Origin of the sequence: Vagococcus sp., assembly GCF_052102835.1 — a bacterium.
Classification (GTDB): domain Bacteria; phylum Bacillota; class Bacilli; order Lactobacillales; family Vagococcaceae; genus Vagococcus.
Genome location: NZ_JBQEIL010000001.1, coordinates 1 through 21,729 on the forward strand (window position 1 = coordinate 1; position 21,729 = coordinate 21,729).

The window sequence follows — 21,729 nt, forward strand, 5'->3', positions numbered from 1 at the left end:
GTTTGCTAATGCTTCTGCCGTTTTGGAAGCATTCAAAACAGCATAGCTCTAAAACTCCTAGGTATATTGGGGATTCTTTTGATCGGTTTTGGAAGCATTCAAAACAGCATAGCTCTAAAACAACGTGGTCTTGAAGAACAAGCATACCTAAGTTTTGGAAGCATTCAAAACAGCATAGCTCTAAAACACCTACTTAGACCCTCAAAACGATAAAGAAGTTTTGGAAGCATTCAAAACAGCATAGCTCTAAAACCTCGTAGGAAATTTGAGGTCCCGTAATCGCGCCATTCGTCCATAGCAAGACTTCAGTTTTGAATACTTCAATTTGATTTTATAAATTGTCAAAGGACAACAATAACTTAATTATATTATAACATATTTTTGACTGTTAAATAATAGTCTTTATCAATAATCGCTTGACTTACTCCATTGATTTTTCTTGGTTCTAAGAACAGAACTTCAATATTCATTAAAGAAATATAATTCATGATCTCCTTTAATTCATCCATCGGAAAATAAGAACAAACATTAACAAAAACTAAAACTTTTTTCTTAGATAAATATTTGAAAATTTGAATAATCTCAAACATCTTCTCATATAATGTATCACTTTGAGTTTCAATTTTGATACCTAGCGCTTTAAAAAGTTCAAGTATCGTAATTTCATCTAGCTCTAAATCAAGCTCATGTTCTAGTATTTCTTGTTCTATCAATTGACTTATTTTTAAAGCCAATTGTTCAATTTTAGTTTTTGTTTCTGGTTTTTCATTTAACTCTTCTTTCAAATCTTCATAAATTAACTTTAAAATGGGAGCTGAATTCACTTCAAACCCCATAATATCAGTAACTAATAATAGTTCTAATGCTTTTAAAGGTTTATAAGCTTCATTAAAAATTTTCAATTCACTTTTTTCTTCGTATTGATAAAGTTCTTTTACTATCTTTGAAAATAGTTCGATTTCTTCAATTACTAAACAATTTATCTCTTTTAAATCAACTGGTTCATCTAATAAAGGAAAATTAAATTTCGTCATAGTTTTCTCCTAAAAATACTATCCTAGAATCCGTGTTACCTACACAGTTATCTTGCTCACCATTCAGATACATCATTCGTGAAAATTGTTTCTCGGTTACAGTTAAAATCGTTATTAAGCCATGTTTAGGATTGTTCTTTTTCAGACGAGAAATCATAAATTTACTCGCCGAATTATTCAATAAAATCTTACTATAAACCGAATATTGATGCATAATAAAGCCTTCACTCAATAAAAACTTTCTAAACACACGATAAGCCTTTCTTTCATCTGCTGTTTCTGTTGGCATATCAAACATTACTAACATTCTCATATATCGATAACTCATATCCTGAACACAGGAACGCCTTCTATTTCATTATTTAAAACTTTAACAATCTTTTTTGTATAATCACTTACAATATTAGTTAAAAACATTTCTTTATTATTGTATGCATAAGTTTTTGAAAACAATTCGAATAGGTAGTTTTTCATTACTTTAAAAGGTTCATGATGATGTGTATAAATAATTTCATCCACCAGTGGACGAAAAGGTTCCATTAAGTCACTTGCTAAGTTAAAATCGTTAAATTGATTGTAATGTTTTAGCGCTAGTTGAGTTAAGCAACCATTTCTCACCACTTCTCGAGCAAATAAACTCATTAATAAAGTATAGCCATAATTTAAGCCCGCATTGATATCGTTATCTGCTTCTCTAGAAAAATTAGTACCAAATAACGTATTAAAATAAATTCTCGCCGCATGTCCTTCTCGATTACTAGGATCAAATACATCTAATTGATCATGTAACTTTAAGATAGCTTCTGATTTATCTGAAAAAGCATTTGTTTTTAAATAACTACTTTGATTTAATATTTTCTGAGAAATAATTGACGTCCATACAAAACCTTTTCGTTCTTCTCGCCAAGCAATTTGCTTTGATAGCTGTAAACTGCTATCGTGTCGTCCGTAAAAAGGGAGTAATTTAGCAACCGGTAAACGTTTGTCATCACAAAAGAGAACTAAAATGTTCTCATCAACCAAACGCTTGATCAGCATTGTGGATAACGTAATATCTGTCGTTTCTAACAATAAAACATCGATCTCGGATAAGTGAATCATTTCTTGTTGATGAACAGATTTAAAAATCAAATGATTATTTTTATAAGATAACTTAGAATGCAGATTGACAACCACTGTACGCCACCCCATTATTCTCCGCCTACTTTCCAACGACTTTCATAAAGACCTGTAATGGATTGATTAATCAACGTTCCTTCAAAAACATCTATAAAATCTTTTTTAGTTGTGTAACGTCTCCTTGAAATTGTTGTTCCAAAAAAATTAAATTCAGCAGGAGCCCCCATTTGAGTAAAACGCATAAGATTCACAAAAGCTGTCGCTGTTTCCTTAATAGATACCTCTTTATGTTGTCTAAATAGTTCATTTATTTTTTCTAAGTTTTTCGGAGCTACAGTAAAATTCTCTGCGAAACTAGTAATATACTTTAGAAGCTCTTCATATTCAGAAACATGGTGATTCAAATACTCTAAACTTTCTTTATTATTATTTTGAACTTTATTAGAATGATAAAGTAACGTGACTAGTTTTTTCGGTAAGATCAATTGATTTCCTTTTTGAAGTTCCCCTGCACTTGAAAGTAGCCTTCTTCGCCCATTCTCTCCTTCAAAAAGAGAATATTTTGCCAATTCAAATTTAATCGTTGGATTCATATAACCCCGTTTTTCAAGATAGTCTATCTTATTCATCTCATACTCTTTTTGGAACATTAAAGGAATACCGATAATTTCAAAAGTAATTTGTTTCTTTTTACCCTTTTCGTATGAAAAAATAACTGAATAAACAATAGTTGGACTTTTTAAGCCACCATATTTTTTGGGATCTAATCCTCGTTTTCTTGCAATTAATTTATCAGAATTACTTTTCTTAACTACTGTTTCCTCAGTAAACCTTCCTTTTTGTCGCTCTACTTTTTTCACAATGTTCATTTGATGAGAATTCATCACCTTATTTACTGTGATTAAATCTTTTTGAGACCATAGAAGCTCCCCAGTTTCTTGATTAATAACTTCATCTAATTTGAAAAATTTCATAATATTTAAATTAAATAATTTCTTTTGAGTTCCTTTGAAGCGATTAATTGCACTCATATGCTGAAATTCACCATAAACAAATTCAGGTCTTAACTGAGGATAAACTTTCAACAAGGTATTACCAACAATTGCATTCAGATAAGCATCTTGTGCATGATGGTAATCATTTATCTCTCTGACTTTATACAATTTAAATTCTTTTCTAAACTGACTAACTAGAGCTGATTTTAAAGTCAAAACATTAACTTTTCTAACGATTTTCCCTGTGTCATCTTTTTCAAAATTAAAATGATTATCTAAAATTTGGGCAACATTTTTAGTGATCTGTCTCGTTTCAACTAATTGTCTTTTGATGAAGCCTTCTTTATCTTTATCTGTTATTCCGCCTCGTCTTATTTTTGTTAAATGATCAAATTTACGTTGACTCATGAGTTTACAAGCTTTTAGTCTTTCCCAATTCTTTTCTTGACGATTAACAATTTCTATTCCTAATGCCTCGTCAGACTTCCCTCTATTTTCCTTAGAACTAACTAATGCTAAATTATCGAGAGAGTCATCTTTAATAAAACTTTGGGGAATAATATGATCAACATCATAGTTGAATAATTGATTAATATCCAAATCATTTCCTGTATATAAATCTTTCCCATTTTGTAAGTAATATAAAAATAGACGATTATTTCTTAACGCTTCATTAGATGTTGGATAGACAGTTAAAAGTTCACTATTCAATTCTTCCAAAGCTTTTTCTATTGCCTTCAATCTTGATTCTGTTCTCTTACCTTCTCGATTCTCTCTCGCCATCTCAACGACGATTGATTTTGGAGCATACCCCATAATTTCTACAATTTCATCGACAATTTTCAAACTTTGAAGAATTCCTTTTTTAATCGCTGGACTGCCTGTTAATTTACTGACGCTTTCTTCTAAACTGTCTGTCTCTTCAACCAATTGAGCCTTCGCTATCTTTTCTTTAAAAGAAAGAGCCGGATCATTAATTAACTGCATTAAATTTCGATTTATATTTTTCTTAGGACCATCATCCTTAATTAAATAATCCATAATAGTTTTTCCAGATTTTTCATCTCTAATACCATCTAATAATTTTTGAGACAATCTCCCCCATCCTGTGTAATGACGACGAATTAATTTTTTCATCGTTTCACCTGAAAATAAATCGTTATACTTCTCTAGTTGTATTTTCAACATTTTTCGGTCTTCAAAAATAGTTAGAAACTTAACGATTTCCTCTAACACTTCTTGATTTTCAGCGTCATTTAAAAACTCTCGCTCAATCCCCATTTTAATAAAATCATGATACACACCAAAGCTAGCATTAAAATTAGTTTGCCCCTCATCAAAACCTCTTTTGATTGTTACACCATTTAGTTGATATTGATTTTCCAAATAATTGATTAATTTTTTCTTACTTACTTTACGGTCAACTTTAAATAAATCCTCGAAAATTTCTTGTTTTTCTTGACTCGAAAAATTTTGTTCAATCCCTTGTTCATTCAAATATGATACTTTAGTTAGTTCATTAAAAATAGTATATTTTTGATAAAGAAAACTGTTCTTGGGTAAAACATTTTCCTCTGGTAAATAAGTATCTTTATTTGTCATACGCTCAATAAAATCAATCGATGATAACACAGGATCTACTACCTCATCAAAATTCCAAGGCGTTATCTTTTCATCTGATTTTCTTGTTAGCCAAGCAAACTCGCCTTCTTTATCTTTTTGCGCCAGTGGTCCTACATAATATGGAATTCTAAAGGTTAAAATCTTCTCTATTTTATCTCCATTTTCCTTTAAAAACGGATAATATTCAGATTGTTGCTTCAGTATTTTTTGTAACTCATCTAAATGAATTTGATGAGGGATAACTCCATTATCAAACGTTCGTTGTTTTCTCAAAAAGTTTTCTTGCTCTATTTTATTTAAGAATACGCTCGCTTCTTCATAACCACTTAACTGTTTTTTTAAATATTTATAAAACTTTTCTTCTGTTGTTTTTCCTTCAATGTAACCAGCATAACCATCCACGGTATCAGCTTTAAACATTTCTACAAACTTCTCAGGTATCTCATTCTTAACGAATTTCTTTAATTTGGCTAAATCTTCTTTATGTTCTTCATAGCGATCTACCATACTTGAAGATAATTTAGCTCGTGTTTTTTGATCCGTTGTTGTTAAAATTTCAGAAAGTTGCAGTGCATCATAGGCATTTTTAGCTGCGACAAAAACGTCAGCATATTCATCACCTACAATCGCAAGCAAGGCTTCGACTTCTTCTTCATACTCTTCTTTTGAAAACTGTAGTTTCGCATCTTCTTCCAATGAAAAAGTTTTTTTAAAATTACCTTGATTGCCCACAATCATTTTTATAAATTGAAATAATGTTCCATTCGATTTTTCATTAGAAAATAAAGTTAAAACATTTTCTGCACGTCTACTTTTTGACCCTTTTGCCTTTAAAACAGCTTCGACTGCAATACTTTCATCCACTAAATTAACAGATGTTCCATCTGCTTGCTTAGTAAATACTTCATTATATTCTTTTAAAAATAATGAAAAAGTTTCTTGAACAGAGGTATTTTCTGCGTTTAATTTTCCTTCTATCAAGAAGTGACCACGATATTTAATCATATGAGCCAAAGCCAAATAAATAATACGAATATCTGCCTTTTCATTACTATCCACTAGTTTTTTTCGCGAATGATAGATAGTTGGATAGTCCTTATGATAGCTGATTTCTTCTTCTATCGTACCAAATATCGGATAACGCTCTGCTGATTTGTCCTCAGGTACATAAAAGCTTTCTTTTAGTCGCATGAAAAAATTAGGATCGATTCTCTTAACTTCTTCACAGAAGATAGCTTGCAAATACTCTAATCGCTGACGACGTCTGATATAACGACGACGAGTGGTTCGATTCAACCGACGAGCCTCTGCCGTCATGCCTTCATCAAATAAACGAACGCCCCAAAAGTTTTTTTTAATTTTTTTTCGTTCAGTATTACCTAGAACTTTCATATTTTTTCTAACTAACTCATAGTTATCTTGAGTAACCGCCCACCCAACAGAATTCGTCCCGATATCTAATCCAATCGTATAGTTTTTCATTCTTCATCCTCCAATTTCCAAGCTTTTTTGAATATTTACTTGTTTTATTTTGTTATTTTGATATAATGAATGTGTTGGTAGCATTCAAAACAACATAGCGAAGTTAAAATAAGGCTAGTCCGTTATCAACTTTATGTGGCGCTGTCTCGGCGCTTTTTTTATTGTCTTAATTTTACCAATGATTACAATTAAAATTATAACATATTAGTTATTTAACCTATACGATTAATTTAAAAAAGCACCGTAAAATGGAATTTCATTTTACGGTGCTTTGATTTAATTTAAATTTGTTTCACTTAGTAACTTTGCCTGTCCTTCGTTATCGATTTCAACAACCATCCCTTGATTAATGATTTGTTGTTGGTCTAAAATATAAACCATCGCTATTTTGACATCACCTGCTTCATACACAATATAATGTGTTTCAGTTTCTTCAGCTGGACCAATAGTTGTATGCCAACCTACAGTGCCTTCGATTTTTTTCCCTTGATATTCACTCAATTTAGCTTTTTTTGAATTTGTAATATCTTTATCATTTTTACCAGTAATCGCTTGATAAATTTCTTTTCCATACTGCCCTGAACTTTCAATTACGTGAAGCTCAGTATTTGTAGAAAGTAAACCACTACTTTTTAAGTCACGGTTTTCTTTTTCTAATTGTTTCATTTTCTCCTTATAGTTGTCCCTTTGTGTTTCAGCTTTTTTTAACTTGTCGTTAAACTGATGATCGTCGTCCTCTTTACTTTTTAATTCTTTCGTTAAACTCTCTATTTCTAATTCTTTTTGAGCGACTTCTTTTTTTCTTGTAAAACCACAAGAGCTTAATAAAAATAAAGAGCATAATAATAATATGACATGCGGTGTTTTTCTCATCAAACCAACTCCTTCTGTTATATACAATTATAGCTTTAATTTTCATTATAACCTTATTTTATTAATCAGACAATTCAGTATCGGATTTAGTGTCATTAAAAAACAACGAATCACCCCTCATTCGTTGTTTTTATGTTTGTTTTTTCGTTTTCTTTTTGACTTTTTTTTATATCTAAAAATCAAATAAATTAAAATCAATAAAACTAGTAAAATAAATAAAAGGAATAAGCATAAGGATCGATCTTTCCTTACTTTAGGTTGTAAAGTTGTTTGTTTGATCTGATTTTTTTCTCCTTTTATAAATAAAACTTCATCAAACGACCACTGCTCATCATGTGAATTGACAATAATTTTAACCAAATATTCACCTGGTGCTACGTTCGATGATAGGGGAATTTTAATAGGAAATCGTGCATAAGGTGCTAATTTTATAGCTTCCAATTTTAACTCAGAAATAATAAGGGCTTGCTTTCCACGTTGTAAAATTTGTGCTGATAGTTTAACCTTATCCATAATCATAGGCTCTTCATTTTCAAGCCACACGCTAACATTAGAATGAGAAGCTAAATTAGCTTTCAAAGAATACAAAGATAGACTTGGTTTGATTTTTTCAATTTTATTCGTCAAGCGAACTCCTTTAACGACAGATTGTGTCGTTCTGATTCCGGCTTCCTTTTCATTTTCTTCTTGTGATTGGGGCTGATAGATGTAAAGGCCCCCTAAAATCAAGCCTTTAAACCCTTCTTTAGGAATAATTAAATCAATCAAGATTTCCTTTGTTTGATTTGGCTTCAGCGTTATCTCTGGTTCTCTCACCTTAGCAATATCGGAAAAGAAAATAGGTGCAGCAACGGTCTTCGGTCTTTCTTTCTGATCGTAACTGATCATTCCATGACCATTCGTATAGGCTGAATTAGCTTCAACTAAATAGGTTTGTTCTGTCGTTGAATCATTCATTAAATTCAAACTTAACGTTTGTTTGTCACCTGCCTTAACTTTTAAATCAAAAAAAGTCTTTTCTTGGTCGATTTGATTTTCAGGGAGGTTGGCAACAACTGAAAAAGAAGAACTTTCAGCTAAGACAACTTCTTGTAAGGCTAAAAAAAATAATCCTAAAAAAACCAAAAGAAAGACACCTATCTTTTTAATCATTTCTTTTTACGCTTCTTCTTACTTTTTGTTTTATTTTTATTTTTTTTATGCTTTTCACGTTCTTTTTGTTTTTCTTTTTGATGACGATAAATTAAATAAAGTATCAATAAAAGTAAAATTAAAAGTAATAGAGCAATCATAATCATCCACCATGTAATTTTGGCTTTTTCTAATTCGATAAGCGATTCATCATTCATTCTTTTGGCTTCTTCCCGCGTAATATTAAAATCACGTTCAAAAGACCATTTTTGTTTTCCCTCATTTGTAGCTACTAAATATAAAGTATGAGTCCCTGCTCTAAATCGTTTATTTTTTAAAGAAATTGGTAAATTAAAATTTGAATTCGGCGCCATCTGCATTCCCTTAGCATTTAAAAAGCAGAGTAAATCATCTGTTCCTTTTCTCACTACTTTTGCTTGAATTGATAAGTCTTTAACGAACGCTGGCTTAATATTTTGTAAATTCGCTGTAATCGTATTCTGACCTTTAATCTGTGTTGCCTTTACCTCATTTAGTTTCAGTTCTGGTTTCACTTTAGTATCTTGTTCTGTTAATAAAATAGGAACAAGATAGCGAATTTTATTTTTCATACTTAATTTAGATTGAGAACTATTTTTATCTTCTTTTAAATTCGTTTGCTCTAGCTCCAACGCTCCTGAAATAATACCTTGAAAAGACTCCTCTGGAACTTTTATCGTTACTGGCAATTTTTTCTTACTTTTTTTAGGTACTGTCACTTTATTTTGAACGGTTGTTATTGTATCTAAAGGTGTTTTTAATGTTGAATCATAAGGTTTTTCTTTCGTTTTAGCAATATAGTCAATCACTCCGTTTGAATTCGTGCTTCCGCTGTAAGCATGGATCGCTAGTTCAACGGTATCATTAGAAGTATTACTTATTTCAATTTCTACTTTTTGTTCCGTTCCTTTTTTCACTCTTAAATTAAATAAAGTTGGTTCTTTCCCCAGATTATTGCTTGGTAAAATGGGTTGTACAGAGAATGTCGCTAAATTTTCAACTGCTTCACCCTTTACAAAAGGTATCAAGGAAAGTAGAAAGATTAAACAAAATACTAGTCCCCGTTTTACTTGTTTGCTCATTTTTATTTTCTCCTTATTAGACGTAAAATGATGGCTGTGATACGTACTCACAACCATCATCTAGATCATTCACTTGCTACTATTATTCTTCTTCAGTGTCTGTTACAACCGCTGTCGCATCGCCACTGAGCGTCCAAGTAATATTTGATTTATAGGTTTCATTTTCTCCGATAGCTAAACCACTTGTAATATCTAATTTAACTTTATTAAAGTTAAATGAATTAATCGCTGATTCATTCGTTGTTCCAACATATTTACCGATATTAACTTTTTCATTACTTTCAAGTGTAATTAAACTATTTTCAATTGTAGCGGTTGCTACTGTACTTGAACCAACATTTTTAACCGCATCAGCATCATCCAGTACAATTTTTGCACCATCTAGGATTTTAGTGCCACCTACTAGTTTAAAATCTGACGCTTTTGCGGCTAAAAGCCAATTCGCCACTTCTTTAGAATGATAGACTTGAGCAAAGTTTGGAAATTCGCCAGCTTCTTTCGTTGTTTGAACGATGGCTTCTAGTTTATTCCCTTTCATAAAATCATATTTAATACTTGTGTTTCCATTATCTGCAAAAACAAAATTAGGAACATATAATAATTTTAAATTCATATCCGAAGTATCTGAACCCCCACCAGGCTTATCACCTGGCTCAATTACTGTTCCTGAATCATCATCTGGTTTAACTGGTTTTGCTTCCGTCACATTAGAGAAGTTGACAACTCCTTCTGTGTCTACATTTACGTCAGCTGCTTGAGCTATTGTGCTACCTAAAGTTACTATTCCTAAAATACTTGTTGCTAATAACGTTATTTTCTTCATTATATTCTCTCCTTGTTCTTTTGTTTTATGTCTACTTCTTCAGCCTATTAGTTTCTAATACCTAGACTTTAAGAAAGGAACGACCATTTTTTAATCAGCATCCATTAAAGTAAATTCGAGCATACCTTTATAACTATCATTGGCTAAACCTAGCGATTCTAAACGAGAAATATCTAAGATTAGCCCTGTATTATCTTGCCAGTTGATATCATATTCAATTTCATTTTCTAATGGCGTGGCCTGGCTGACATCTGCAATTGGTAGCATTTCTTCCGTCAAGACCAAAGGAATACTCTCTTTTGTTTTCTTATAAACCAAGATATCTTCCGCCGATCGATTCTTAATTGTGTTAGCCGTAAAAGGCTCTTTTAAACGTGCACTGACATGCCATTCTTTCGTACCAGGTGAATTGTCAAAAACCGTAATTTTCCAATCCGTATCTTTTCGACCTAGCAATTGAGGTTTGTAGACACCACTTACCCCATTTTTAAATATCAATTTATCAGGGATTTTCAACCCTTGTTCAACCTCCTCACGATAATAGGTCCCACCAAAGCCAGGTTGAATCACTTTTTTCATCATCTCAGCACTCGATTTAAAGCGATGCTTACTACTTTTCCAGCCTCCAGTAAACGTTTCGTTCATAGGTAATGCTGGTAAAGCAGAGGCTATTCCAGCATTAAAATAAAAATCATTGCCGAAATGAAGAGTTTTCAACCCTGTATTTCCTTTAAATAAATTAACCATTTGATGAGTTCCTGTTATCTTAAAACTATCTGGTAATACCAATGACTGCAAATTAGTCATTCCACTAAACATGCCATTGATATTCACCGCTTGCCTTGTCTCAAATGTTTCGGGAAGAGTGATATCATTTAAACCTGTCATATCTTTAAACATTTCAGCCATATAAATGGTATCACCTGTTTTCATCCTAGATAGATTGAGTGATGTTAATTGTTTTTGACCCGAAAATAAACCTGTCATATCTGTTACTCCAGAGGTATCTAACCGATCCAAGTCAACAAGCATTGATAATTTTTCAAACCAAGGTTTACCGCCATATGTCGTAGCGAAAAGATAAGAGGAATCTTCGGGTAACTTTACCTTATCAATCGCATTTGAAAAAAACATCATCGTAACATCTGAAGCTTTAATCGAATGCTTATTATCCAATGTTCCATCTGAATTAGGATGGCCTAAATAATTTTCGATTTCTTCATTACGCGGAGACTGGATAACCAACACGCCATTTGCCATCTGAACAGGAACACTGCCCCAATACGTTCCATTATCTTTTTGATGTTCCGCTTTAAACGAAACTGGCTTCTTTTTACTTTCTGACATCACGAGTGGTTGGATTTCTTCACCAATTAGTAAACTTTTTAATTTCGAATTATCAACCAACCAACTCTGAATTTCTTTAAGACTATATTTAGATTTTATCGTTTTTGGTAATTTTAGCATTTCCAAATCTTTCATCCCTTTAAACTGCTCCGATAGAAGGTTAAAATCATCGACTGGAAATCGATCTGGTAAAATCAACGTTTTTAAATGTGTTAAGCCATTCAATAGTTCAATCCCATCCGTCGTATCGGCAACTGAGAAGTCAGCAGGAAAAACTAAGTGTTCTAACGCCTGTAAATTATCAAATAAATGAGCGATCTTTTTTGTTTTCGATAAATTTAAAACCTCTAACCCTTCAATTTCAGACACATTTTTAAAAGCCGTTATTCCTTTGGGACGCTCACTTGCAAAAAGATACCTCGCATCTTCTGGTAAATAAAGTTGACCTTTTTCACCAACAAATTTTATTTTTTTAACGTCGATTGCCTTTATTCCATTAATTTTATCTAGGACAAGTTCTTTTTCTTTTCCATTTTCAAAAAAAGTAGCTGTCTTTATCTCGGGTAATTCTAAATGTTCTTGATTTGCATAAATCGTCAAGGTTCCGATACTATTTAATTCAATTGGAAGCTTTTCCCAATAGCCTTCTCTTTTCACGTTCGCCTGAGTAATCGTTTGATTTTCATCACTTTCAGCAAAAGACGAATCGGAGTAAGCACCCATTAAAAATAAAAAACAAATCATAAGATAAACAAGTTTTTTTTTACTCATTATTTAATTCGCTCCTTTAACAACAGTCACTCATGCAAATCAATCGTCCACATTACCGATAAAAGTATACAAACCTTTGATTAACAGACTTTATAAGTCGTTTTTAGCATATCATATTAAATATACCATCTTTTAATAATCATTTCAACATCATAATGTTTAAAAAGTAGCGTTATTATAACTAAATATTTTTAAACGTACTTTTGTTGTAACAAAAAAAAGAAACGAAAACACTTTTTGATAAAGTGTTTCTGTTTCTTTCGAGTTATCTTTAATTTTATTTTACGCCTAATAGCTCTTCTTTAGTATGAATTAATTGCGTTAAGAATGAACAATAAGGAGTTGCAATTCCATATTCTTTCCCTTTACGAACAATCGCACCATTGATATAATCAATTTCAGTTAAGCGATGATTAATACGTAAGTCTTGATACATTGAAGGATGGTGTAAACCAATTGTTTCTGGATTATAACAGCCTTTAATTTGCGTTAAAATGGCTTCACGATCAAATGGTACTTTTTCATAATTAGCAATCGCTTCAAATTCTAAAACAATTTCTTTGACCATTTCATCTGCAAAGGATGTCGCTCCTAAATCAGCCATATTAGAATTCAACAACGTACATAAACCGTTCATTGTACCATTCACACACGCTTTTTTGTAAATCGATGAAATAATATCTGTCGAGAAGTTGGCGTGTAAGTCAGCTTTTGACAATACAGCGACAACTTCTTTAGCGATTTCTTCTTGACCCTCACCTAAATTTTGTAAGTCTAGTGAACCAGTTCCAAATAACTTCACTCGTCCTGGGCCTTCCATACCAGCTGTCCACATGGTATTACCTAGTAAAATATTTTCAAATGGAACATATTTTTTAATCGTATCCTCATGCCCAATCCCATTTAATAAGCATAGAACTTTTGTATTCTCACTAAGCATAGGTTGTAATGATTTTAACATCGCATCTAATTGCATTGCTTTTGTAAATAAGATCACTAAATCTGCTGTAAAATCAACCTCTGAAAGTTTATCTTGTTGATAAGCAGGTATCTTGGCAATGACTTCTTCTCCATTAAAATCAGCACGTAATCCATTTTTATTTATTTCATCAACATGTTCTTGCCATCCATCAATCAAAATCACGTCATTTTTAGCTTGATTTAACATCAAACCAAAACGACTTCCCATGGCTCCTGCACCTGCAATAATTATCTTCATTTTTCCATCTCCTAAAACATTTTTGTTTATTTTTACATGATAAAATTATTGAAACAAACGTTTATTTTAAAACATTTCTAACGATATTATGTTAAAATATAGTGTAAGATACTTTTACTAAATGTCTTTTTAAATTGACATATTTTATGTTTACATTTCTTTATTTTTTTATTAAAACTGCTTACAACTTTTTAAAAAAAATTATTGAAAAGGTGATTTCATGAATATTCAACAACTAAAATATTTTATCGAAATAGCCGACACTGAAAATCTATCAGCTGCGGCTCGTAATCTTTTTGTTACCCAACCAACCCTATCACTTGCCTTGAAAAAAATGGAGAGTGAGTTAGGGACTGTTCTTTTTAATCACAGTGATACACCCTATCAATTAACCGATACGGGTGCCTATTTGTATGAACATGGTCAAGAAGTCGTTCAACAATTTGATCAATTAATCGATAACATTTATAACATGAACGAAAAATCGGGTAAAAAGAAAATTAAGCTTGGGATTACCACTTTATTTTCTGTTCAGTTTATGAAAGAAATTTCTCAATTTCTTTCAACACATCCTCATGTCGAATTAATTATCAAACAAGATGGTTCACCTTACTTACAAACAATGTTAAATAATAAAGAAATTGATATTGGATTAATTTCATATCCTAATCTTTTTCCAGAAACCATCAATATGGAAGTCTTAGAAACCTCAACTAAAGGCTATCATGTTCATGTCGTTGTTCCCAATAGCAATCCACTTTCACAAGCAGAGGAATTAACATTTAAAGATTTGAAAGGACAACGTTTCTCTTCACTTTCTACCAACTTTATGATTGGTAGAGCGTTAATTGATAGAGGTCGCTTTTTTGGTTACGAACCTAATATCGTTTTACAAAATGATGACCTTCAAGTCTTGTTACACAGTCTACATAAAAATGATTCCATTACTCTTTTACCAATAGAATATAGTCAAGTTGGCAAGAGCGAAAACTCAAAATGGATCCCACTGAGAGATAAGTATGACTACTTCCCCATTGGGATCGCACTAAGAAAAGATTTTAAATTAACTGAAGATTTCATTGATATCATCAAGAAAAACTAAACTTAAGATTATCCTTGGTAAGCAAAGACTACTTTACTATCATATAATTTTAATACTTTTTCAAATAAGAATTTAGAGAATAAACCAGCAATAATTGGGATAACAAACCATGAAAGGATTAGTAAACCAATGTTTAGTCCTGCATCTAGTGACGCTAATGGTCCAACTAAACCAACTAAACCAAATCCAGCTGATTGTGGTACTCCTGAGATTGTAAAGATTGAAACTGGAATAGCAGAAATAGCTGCTGTAAATAAACATGGAACTAAGATAATTGGATATTTGAATAAGTTAGGCATCATCATTTTCATACCACCAAGTGCGATTGCTAATGTTACGCCTGACTCATTCACTTTCCAAGAGTTGATAACTAATACTACTGTTGTTGCTGCAATTCCCATTGCTGCAGCCCCAGCCGAGATACCATTCAATTGAATCGCTAAACCAATAGCCACTGTCGTAATCGGTGAAATAATTAAAGCTGCAAAAGAACATGCAATTAAAATCGTCATCACAATCGGTTGGAAATCAGTAAAGTTATTGATTAATTTACCAATAGCTACGGTAATTTGTGTCACATACGGATAAGTTAACATACCAATTAATCCAGCACCGACCCCAATAACGATTGGCAATGCAATAATTTCAACGGAACCAAATTTACCTTCTAACCAAATTAACATCAAAACAGCAAGAGAGGCAGTAATCATAATATTGATAATATCTCCGGTCCCTTTACCTAGAAAAGCACCTGCTTCAGCATTGAACTTAACGACTCCGGAACCTGCAAAAGCAGCTCCTCCAGCCATCATCATCTTAGCTGGCGTTAAACCAAATTGGTGAGCAATAAGTCCCCCAATAATCAACGGTGTTGCTAGTTGGAAGATTAAAGCAGCATCAATAATCATCGCAATCAATTTATATTCAGCAAAATATTTTAAAATAGCTCCTAAAACAGCATTAGGAATTAAAGCAATAATTGTTCCTTGAGCCGTTCCAGCTAAAACTTTGTTTAAAAAAATCTTTGGTGTTAACTTTGGATTTTCTGTTGTCATTTTAAATACCCCTATTATTCGTTTTTTTTCATCAAAAGATTTTAGTTTGAGAATAATTGCACTTGTTATTATTGCATAAAACAATTAGAGGAGAGGAATTCTCGCATTTAGCGAGAATTCCTTTCTTTTTCTAATTGTCTTTCATAATTTTTAATTAATAAATATCTGCTTCACTTGAGAAGTTAGCTAAATTCGCTTTAACATCTTTCAAGAATTGACTTGCTTGTTGACCATCTAAAATACGGTGGTCAATTGATAGACATAAGTTAACCATGTCTGCAGTCTTGAACCCGCCATCACTTGTTGGAACAATACGTTTGTTGATTGATTCCACTTGTAAAATAGCTGCTTGTGGGTGGTTGATAATTCCCATTGATTGAACTGATCCTAATGAACCAGTGTTATTCAATGTAAACGTACCACCTTGCATGTCTTTACTTTGTAGAGCGCCCTTACGAACATCTCCAGCAAGACGGTTGATTTCTTTAACTAATCCTGTTAATGAATAGTTATCTGCTTGATGAATAACTGGGACAAAAAGGTTTTCATCTGTTGTTACTGCGATTGATAAGTTAACATCTTTATGATAAACAATGTTGCCATTATCCCATGATGTGTTCATCTTTGGATTTTTCTTCAATGCTTGAACTACTGCTTTTGCAAAGAATGGGAAGAAACTTAGAGACATACCTTCTTGTTTCTTAAAGTCATTTTTAGCTGCATTACGTAGTTTAACGATGTTTGTTACATCAACTTCAATCATAATCCAAGCGTGTGGAATTTCATTCACACTTTGTGTCATTTTCTTAGCAATTGCTTTTCTTACACCGTCAGCTGGTACTACCGTTGTTCTATCTGAACTTACAACTGTTGGTTGTGGTGCTGCTTTTGGAGCGGCTGTTGGTGTTGCTGCGACTGGCGCTGCTGCGACAACATTCACTTCTTCAACCGGTGTTGGTGCGACTGTACCTGGAGTAAAGTTAAGAACGTCTTTACGAGTAATACGTCCACCTTTACCAGTTCCAACAACTTGTGCTAAATCAATATTTTTTTCTTGTGCAATACGCATCACTGCTGGAGAAAAACGAGCACCTGCAGGATTAGCGTTTTGAGTTGGTGCAGCAACAGGTGCTGCTGGAGCTGGAGTTGCTGCGACTGGCGCTGCTGGTGCTTCAACAACTGGTTCTGGTGTTGCTGTAACTGTTTCTTCTGCCCCTTCAACTTCTAATGTCATGAATGTCGTACCAATTGGAACATCAGTATCTAATTCAATTAATAACTCTTTAACGACACCATTAAAATCTGATGGTACTTCTGTTGTTACTTTATCAGAAACCACTTCTACTAATGGGTCATAACGTTTAACAGTGTCTCCTGGTTGAACTAACCATTGAACAACTGAAGCTTCTGTTACACTCTCGCCTAAGTTAGGCATTTTAATTTCTTTTATTGCCATGATTATTTATTCCTCCTATTATTACTTAACTTTAGAATTCTGCTAATTCTCTCATTGCTTCTGTCACTTGTTCTTGATTTACTAAGAATTCACGCTCAAGTGTTAATGCATACCCCATACTTGGAGCATCCGGTCCAGCTAGACGTTGAATAGGAGCATCTAAATCAAATAATGCATCTTCTGAAATCATTGCTGCGATTTCACTCATTACTGTACTTTCTTTATTATCTTCTGTTACTAATAAAACTTTACCAGTTTTCTTAGCAGCATTAACTAATGTTTCACGGTCTAATGGATATAATGAACGTACATCCACTACTTCTGCATCGATTCCTTCTTCAGCTAATTTTTCAGCTGCAGCAATCGCATATTGTAACATCATTCCATAAGCAATAACTGTGATGTCGCTACCTTCACGAACAACATTAGCTTTATCAATTGGTACAATATAATCATCAGTTGGCACATCTGCTTTTAGTAAACGATACAAACGTTTGTGTTCGTAGAAGATAACAGGATCGTCTGAACGAATTGCCGCTTTAATCATCCCTTTAGCATCATATGGATTTGATGGTGTAACAACACGTAAACCAGGTTGTCCAATGAAAAGTTTTTCTGTTGATTGTGAGTGATATAGTCCACCACGAACTCCACCACCATAAGGCGTACGGTAAACGATTGGAGCAGTCCAGTCACCTTTCGTACGGTAACGCATTGTACGAGCTTCTGATAAAATTTGGTTAGTTGCTGGTAAAATGTAGTCCGCAAATTGGAATTCACCAATTGCACGGTAACCTCTTAAGCCTAAACCAATTGCTAAACCACCAATTAAACCTTCTGTTAATGGTGTATTGAAACAACGGTCATCACCGTATTTTGCTGCTAAACCTTTTGTTACTCCGAAAACGCCACCTTTGTCTCCACCAACGTCTTCACCAAAGATCACAACTTTTTCGTCTCTTGCCATTTCTTCAGAAATCCCTAAATTTATTGCTTCTAAATATGTCATTTCAGCCATAATGTCTCAATCCTCTCATTCTCTTTTATTTATTTAGCGTAAACTTCTTCTAATAATGATTCTGGTGCTGGATCTGGCATTGCTTCTGCTTCATCTGTTGCTGCATCCACTTCTGCACGAATTTCTTCGTCAATTTTATCCATTTCAGCTTGAGTTAAGTAACCTTCATCAAGTAATTGTTTTTCCATGAAGTTCAATGGATCTCTGTTCTTCATGTCTTCAATTTCTTCTTTAGAACGGTAGATTGTTTGATCATCATCCGCTGAGTGAGAGGTTAAACGAGAAACCATTAATTCAATTAATTTTGGTCCTTTTTTGTCGCGTGCATCTTTTACAGCTTTTTTGAAAGCTAAGTAAACTTCTGTAAAGTCATTACCATCTACTCTGATTCCTTCAAATCCGTAACCATGTGCGCGGTCTGACATTTTTTCGTTTGCATATTGCTCATCGATTGGCGTTGAAATAGCATACGCATTATTTTCAACAACAAAGATAACTGGTAATTTTTTAACACCTGCAAAGTTCATTGCTTCTTGAACTTCACCTTGGTTAGCTGATCCTTCACCTGTTGTTGTTAAAGTAACATCGTCTGAACCTTCTAATTGAGCGGCATAAGCAACACCTGTTGCTAAAGGCATTTGTGTACTTACTGTTGATGCAAATGAAACGATGTTATGTTCTTTAGAACCATAGTGGTTTGGCATTTGACGACCATGTGATGATGGGTCAGCATCTTTACCAAATGATCCTAGTAAAATATCTTTAGTTGACATACCCCAAACTAAACATGCTGTCATATCACGGTAATAGGGTAAGAAATAATCTTTCTCGTGGTCAAAAGCCATTGCCATTGCTACTTGAGCAACCTCAGCACCTTGACCTGAAATATTAAATGATGTTTTACCAATTCTTGTTAATTGCCATAAACGTTCATCTAAACGACGACCTCTCACTACCTCACGATAAGCTTGGACGATTTCTTTCTTAGTTAAACCTGATTTTTTAAGAGCTTTCATTATTCATCAACCTTCCTTTTATTTATGAATGGCTTTGCCATATGTATCTAAAGCGGCTTCTTGAATTGCTTCTGACAATGTTGGATGTGGATGGATGGCTTCGCCAATTTCAATTGGTGAAGCATCTAGATAGATAGCTGTACTTGCTTCTGAGATTAAATCAGTGGCATGTGGTCCAATGATTGACACTCCTAATAAGTCGTCTGTATCTACATCTCTGATAACTTCAACAACACCACCGTCTCCACCATATACTAAAGCTTTTCCGTTACCCGCAAAATTAAAGGTTCCAACTTTGACTTTTTTATCAGCTGGGACATTTTCTTTAACATAACCGACACTTGCAACTTCTGGGTTAGTATAAACACCACGTGGAACGTTTACATAATTAAGCGGCTCAACAGTTTCCTCTAAAATATGGCTAACTGCTAATTCGCCTTCTTTCATCGCAACGTGTGCTAATTGTAATGTATCAATACAGTCACCAATGGCATAAATATGGCTTTCTGTTGTTTGATAGAATTCGTTAACTTCAATTCCTTTTTGGTCATATTTTACTGATGTATTTTGTAAGCCAAAACCATCAACATTTGGTGTACGACCAATCGCTACCATTACTTTTTCAACATTTAAAGCATCTTGTCCTTCGATTTCAACCGTAATGTCTTTTTTGTTAATCGTTGCTTTTTCGACTTTACTTTTCACAAGAACTTTAATACCACGTTTTTCAAGACTTTTTTTCAATTCTCTTGAAATTGTTGCACTTTCATTGATTAGTAAGCGGTCTAGGAATTCAATAATGGTTACTTCAACACCCAGGCTATTTAATAATGAAGCCCACTCAACACCAATGACACCACCACCAACAATTGCAATTGATTTTGGTAGTTCTTCAAGTTCTAACATGCCATCTGAAGATAAAATGTTTTTCTCATCTAATGGTAAGTTAGGTAAACTACGAGGTGTTGATCCCGTTGCGATAATCACGTTCTTAGGAACAATGATTTCTTCTTCTTTACTCTTATCTGTAAATGTAACAGCAACCGCTCCAGAAACTGGTGAGAAGATAGATGGTCCAAGAATAGCACCTTCTCCTTCTAAAACGCGGATTTTGTTTTTCTTACATAACCCTTGAACACCGGTATGTAATTGATCGATGATTGACTGTTTACGTTCTTGAATTTTACCAAAATTCACTGTCATGTTTGTCACGTCATCAATTCCAAAAGTTGCTGCATCTTTGATTGTGTCAAAAACTTCTGCACTTCTTAATAATGCTTTTGTTGGAATACATCCTTTGTGAAGACAAGTTCCACCTAGTTTATGTTTTTCAACAATCGTAACATCCAAACCTTTTTGTGCAGCACGTATAGCTGCTACATAGCCGCCCGTACCTCCACCTAGGATCAATAAATCTGTTTGTTCTGCCATCTTTATTTCACTCCTACTTCTGTTAAGTTTATTGTGCCATAACTTAAAGCTGCTTCTTCACCAGTTAAAACGCGTAACGCTCCATTATAAAGAGCTTCCATTTCCATTTCACCTGGATAAGCTTTAACTGGAGCAATCCACTCTACGTATTCAGCAATTTTGCTAAAGTTGTAGTCTGAATAAATCGCACCACCAGTTAAAACGATGAAGTCTACTTTTCCTTTTAATACAGTCGCCATTTCGCCGATGCTTTTCGCCACTTGATAGCACATACCATCTAAATAGTATTTTGCTTCGTCGTCGCCATCGTTCATTCGTTTCTCTACTTCACGTAAATCTGTCTCGTTAAGGTATGATTTCAAACCACTGTTACCAGCGATTAATTTCTTTATATCTGTTAAATTTAATTTTTCTGTTAAAATTAAATTGGCAAAATCAATTAAAGGTAGTGTTCCACTACGCTCTGGTGAGTAAGGACCTTCACCATCTAAGCCATTAATCACATCAACAATTTTACCGTTTTCGTGAGCACCGATACTAATACCCCCACCTAAGTGAGCTACGATCACTGAACTTGTTTCATATGTTTTTTGACTTTCGGTTTCAATTATTTCACGTGCTACTGCTTTTTGGTTGAGTACGTGACTGACACTTCGACGATTAATTCCTTTAAGTCCTGAAATTTTTGCTAAAGCATTCATCTCATCGACTACGACAGGATCAACAATATAAGCTGGAATGTTTAAACGTTTAGAAAATGTATTCGCTAGAATACCACCTAAGTTGGAAGCATGTGTGTTGTATTTCTCAGTCAACAAATCCTCTAACATTGCTTCGTCTACTTCATACGTTCCACCCGGTATTGGTTTTAATAAACCGCCACGGCCAACAACTGCTGCTAACTTATCCATCATCTCGTGTTGATTAACAAAAGCTTCAATCAGTTCTGCTCTAAAATCAGTTTGACTGATGACGTTTTCAAAAGAACTGATTTCTTCAGCAGTGTGACGAATTGTTTCTTCGGCTACGATTTGATGATTATCAAAAATAGCTAGTTTCGTTGATGTTGAACCTGGGTTAATGACTAAAATCGGTTTCATCTTTTATGACTCC

16 protein-coding genes and 2 pseudogenes are annotated in these 21,729 nt (G+C 33.5%); 1 reads left to right on the forward strand and 17 read right to left on the reverse strand.

Features of this window, described 5'->3' with window-relative positions:
- Positions 1-368 precede the first annotated feature (368 nt).
- From csn2 to ACTJFD_RS00050, 10 genes are all read right to left on the reverse strand, one after another.
- The gene (gene csn2 / locus ACTJFD_RS00005) at positions 369-1,034 is read right to left on the reverse strand and encodes a type II-A CRISPR-associated protein Csn2 (protein WP_442258990.1); all 666 of its coding nucleotides are present in this window, start codon (positions 1,032-1,034) and stop codon (positions 369-371) included.
- Positions 1,021-1,362, reverse strand: coding sequence for a CRISPR-associated endonuclease Cas2 (gene cas2, locus ACTJFD_RS00010; protein WP_442258991.1), 342 nt, complete (start codon positions 1,360-1,362; stop codon positions 1,021-1,023). The genes csn2 and cas2 overlap by 14 nt, the downstream gene beginning before the upstream one ends.
- Positions 1,359-2,225, reverse strand: a complete 867-nt coding sequence (gene cas1 / locus ACTJFD_RS00015; RefSeq protein ID WP_442258992.1) for a type II CRISPR-associated endonuclease Cas1 — start codon at positions 2,223-2,225, stop codon at positions 1,359-1,361. The genes cas2 and cas1 overlap by 4 nt, the downstream gene beginning before the upstream one ends.
- Positions 2,225-6,253: a type II CRISPR RNA-guided endonuclease Cas9 gene (gene cas9, locus ACTJFD_RS00020; RefSeq protein ID WP_442258993.1), complete on the reverse strand. Its 4,029-nt coding sequence runs from the start codon at positions 6,251-6,253 to the stop codon at positions 2,225-2,227. The genes cas1 and cas9 overlap by 1 nt, the downstream gene beginning before the upstream one ends.
- Positions 6,254-6,529: 276 nt before the next feature.
- Positions 6,530-7,126 (reverse strand): hypothetical protein, encoded by a 597-nt coding sequence (locus ACTJFD_RS00025; protein ID WP_442258994.1) that lies wholly within the window; start codon positions 7,124-7,126, stop codon positions 6,530-6,532.
- Between the two features lie 117 nt (positions 7,127-7,243).
- Positions 7,244-8,278: a WxL protein peptidoglycan domain-containing protein gene (locus ACTJFD_RS00030; protein WP_442258995.1), complete on the reverse strand. Its 1,035-nt coding sequence runs from the start codon at positions 8,276-8,278 to the stop codon at positions 7,244-7,246.
- Positions 8,275-9,378 carry a DUF916 and DUF3324 domain-containing protein gene (locus tag ACTJFD_RS00035; protein WP_442258996.1) on the reverse strand — a complete coding sequence of 368 codons (1,104 nt, stop codon included), beginning with the start codon at positions 9,376-9,378 and terminating at the stop codon, positions 8,275-8,277. Before ACTJFD_RS00035 ends, ACTJFD_RS00030 begins: the two co-directional genes overlap by 4 nt.
- A gap of 82 nt (positions 9,379-9,460) precedes the next feature.
- Positions 9,461-10,201: a WxL domain-containing protein gene (locus ACTJFD_RS00040; RefSeq protein ID WP_442258997.1), complete on the reverse strand. Its 741-nt coding sequence runs from the start codon at positions 10,199-10,201 to the stop codon at positions 9,461-9,463.
- 90 nt (positions 10,202-10,291) lie between these two features.
- Positions 10,292-12,319 carry a BspA family leucine-rich repeat surface protein gene (locus tag ACTJFD_RS00045; protein ID WP_442258998.1) on the reverse strand — a complete coding sequence of 676 codons (2,028 nt, stop codon included), beginning with the start codon at positions 12,317-12,319 and terminating at the stop codon, positions 10,292-10,294.
- A gap of 277 nt (positions 12,320-12,596) precedes the next feature.
- The gene (locus ACTJFD_RS00050) at positions 12,597-13,538 is read right to left on the reverse strand and encodes a 2-dehydropantoate 2-reductase (protein ID WP_442258999.1); all 942 of its coding nucleotides are present in this window, start codon (positions 13,536-13,538) and stop codon (positions 12,597-12,599) included.
- 220 nt (positions 13,539-13,758) lie between these two features.
- Between ACTJFD_RS00050 and ACTJFD_RS00055 the strand changes: the two genes are divergently transcribed.
- Positions 13,759-14,640 carry a LysR family transcriptional regulator gene (locus tag ACTJFD_RS00055; protein ID WP_442259000.1) on the forward strand — a complete coding sequence of 294 codons (882 nt, stop codon included), beginning with the start codon at positions 13,759-13,761 and terminating at the stop codon, positions 14,638-14,640.
- A gap of 8 nt (positions 14,641-14,648) precedes the next feature.
- Here ACTJFD_RS00055 and ACTJFD_RS00060 read toward each other — a convergent pair whose 3' ends face one another.
- The 7 genes and pseudogenes from ACTJFD_RS00060 to buk all read right to left on the reverse strand — a co-directional run bounded on the left by ACTJFD_RS00060 (position 14,649) and on the right by buk (position 21,716).
- A complete protein-coding gene (locus ACTJFD_RS00060; protein WP_442259001.1) occupies positions 14,649-15,695 on the reverse strand; it encodes a PTS sugar transporter subunit IIC in 1,047 nt (348 codons plus the stop codon).
- A 154-nt stretch (positions 15,696-15,849) separates the two neighbouring features.
- Positions 15,850-16,782 (reverse strand): annotated as a pseudogene (locus tag ACTJFD_RS00065) (dihydrolipoamide acetyltransferase family protein); the annotation flags it as partial.
- A 201-nt stretch (positions 16,783-16,983) separates the two neighbouring features.
- A pseudogene (locus tag ACTJFD_RS00070) lies at positions 16,984-17,151 on the reverse strand (biotin/lipoyl-containing protein); the annotation flags it as partial.
- Positions 17,152-17,182: 31 nt separating this feature from the next.
- Positions 17,183-18,169: an alpha-ketoacid dehydrogenase subunit beta gene (locus ACTJFD_RS00075; RefSeq protein WP_442259002.1), complete on the reverse strand. Its 987-nt coding sequence runs from the start codon at positions 18,167-18,169 to the stop codon at positions 17,183-17,185.
- A gap of 29 nt (positions 18,170-18,198) precedes the next feature.
- Complete coding sequence (locus tag ACTJFD_RS00080) at positions 18,199-19,185, reverse strand: thiamine pyrophosphate-dependent dehydrogenase E1 component subunit alpha (protein WP_442259003.1); 987 nt, start codon at positions 19,183-19,185, stop codon at positions 18,199-18,201.
- An 18-nt stretch (positions 19,186-19,203) separates the two neighbouring features.
- A complete protein-coding gene (gene lpdA, locus ACTJFD_RS00085) occupies positions 19,204-20,616 on the reverse strand; it encodes a dihydrolipoyl dehydrogenase (protein WP_442259004.1) in 1,413 nt (470 codons plus the stop codon).
- A gap of 2 nt (positions 20,617-20,618) precedes the next feature.
- Entirely contained in the window at positions 20,619-21,716 is a 1,098-nt protein-coding gene (buk, locus tag ACTJFD_RS00090; protein ID WP_442259005.1) for a butyrate kinase, read from the reverse strand.
- Positions 21,717-21,729: the final 13 nt, after the last annotated feature.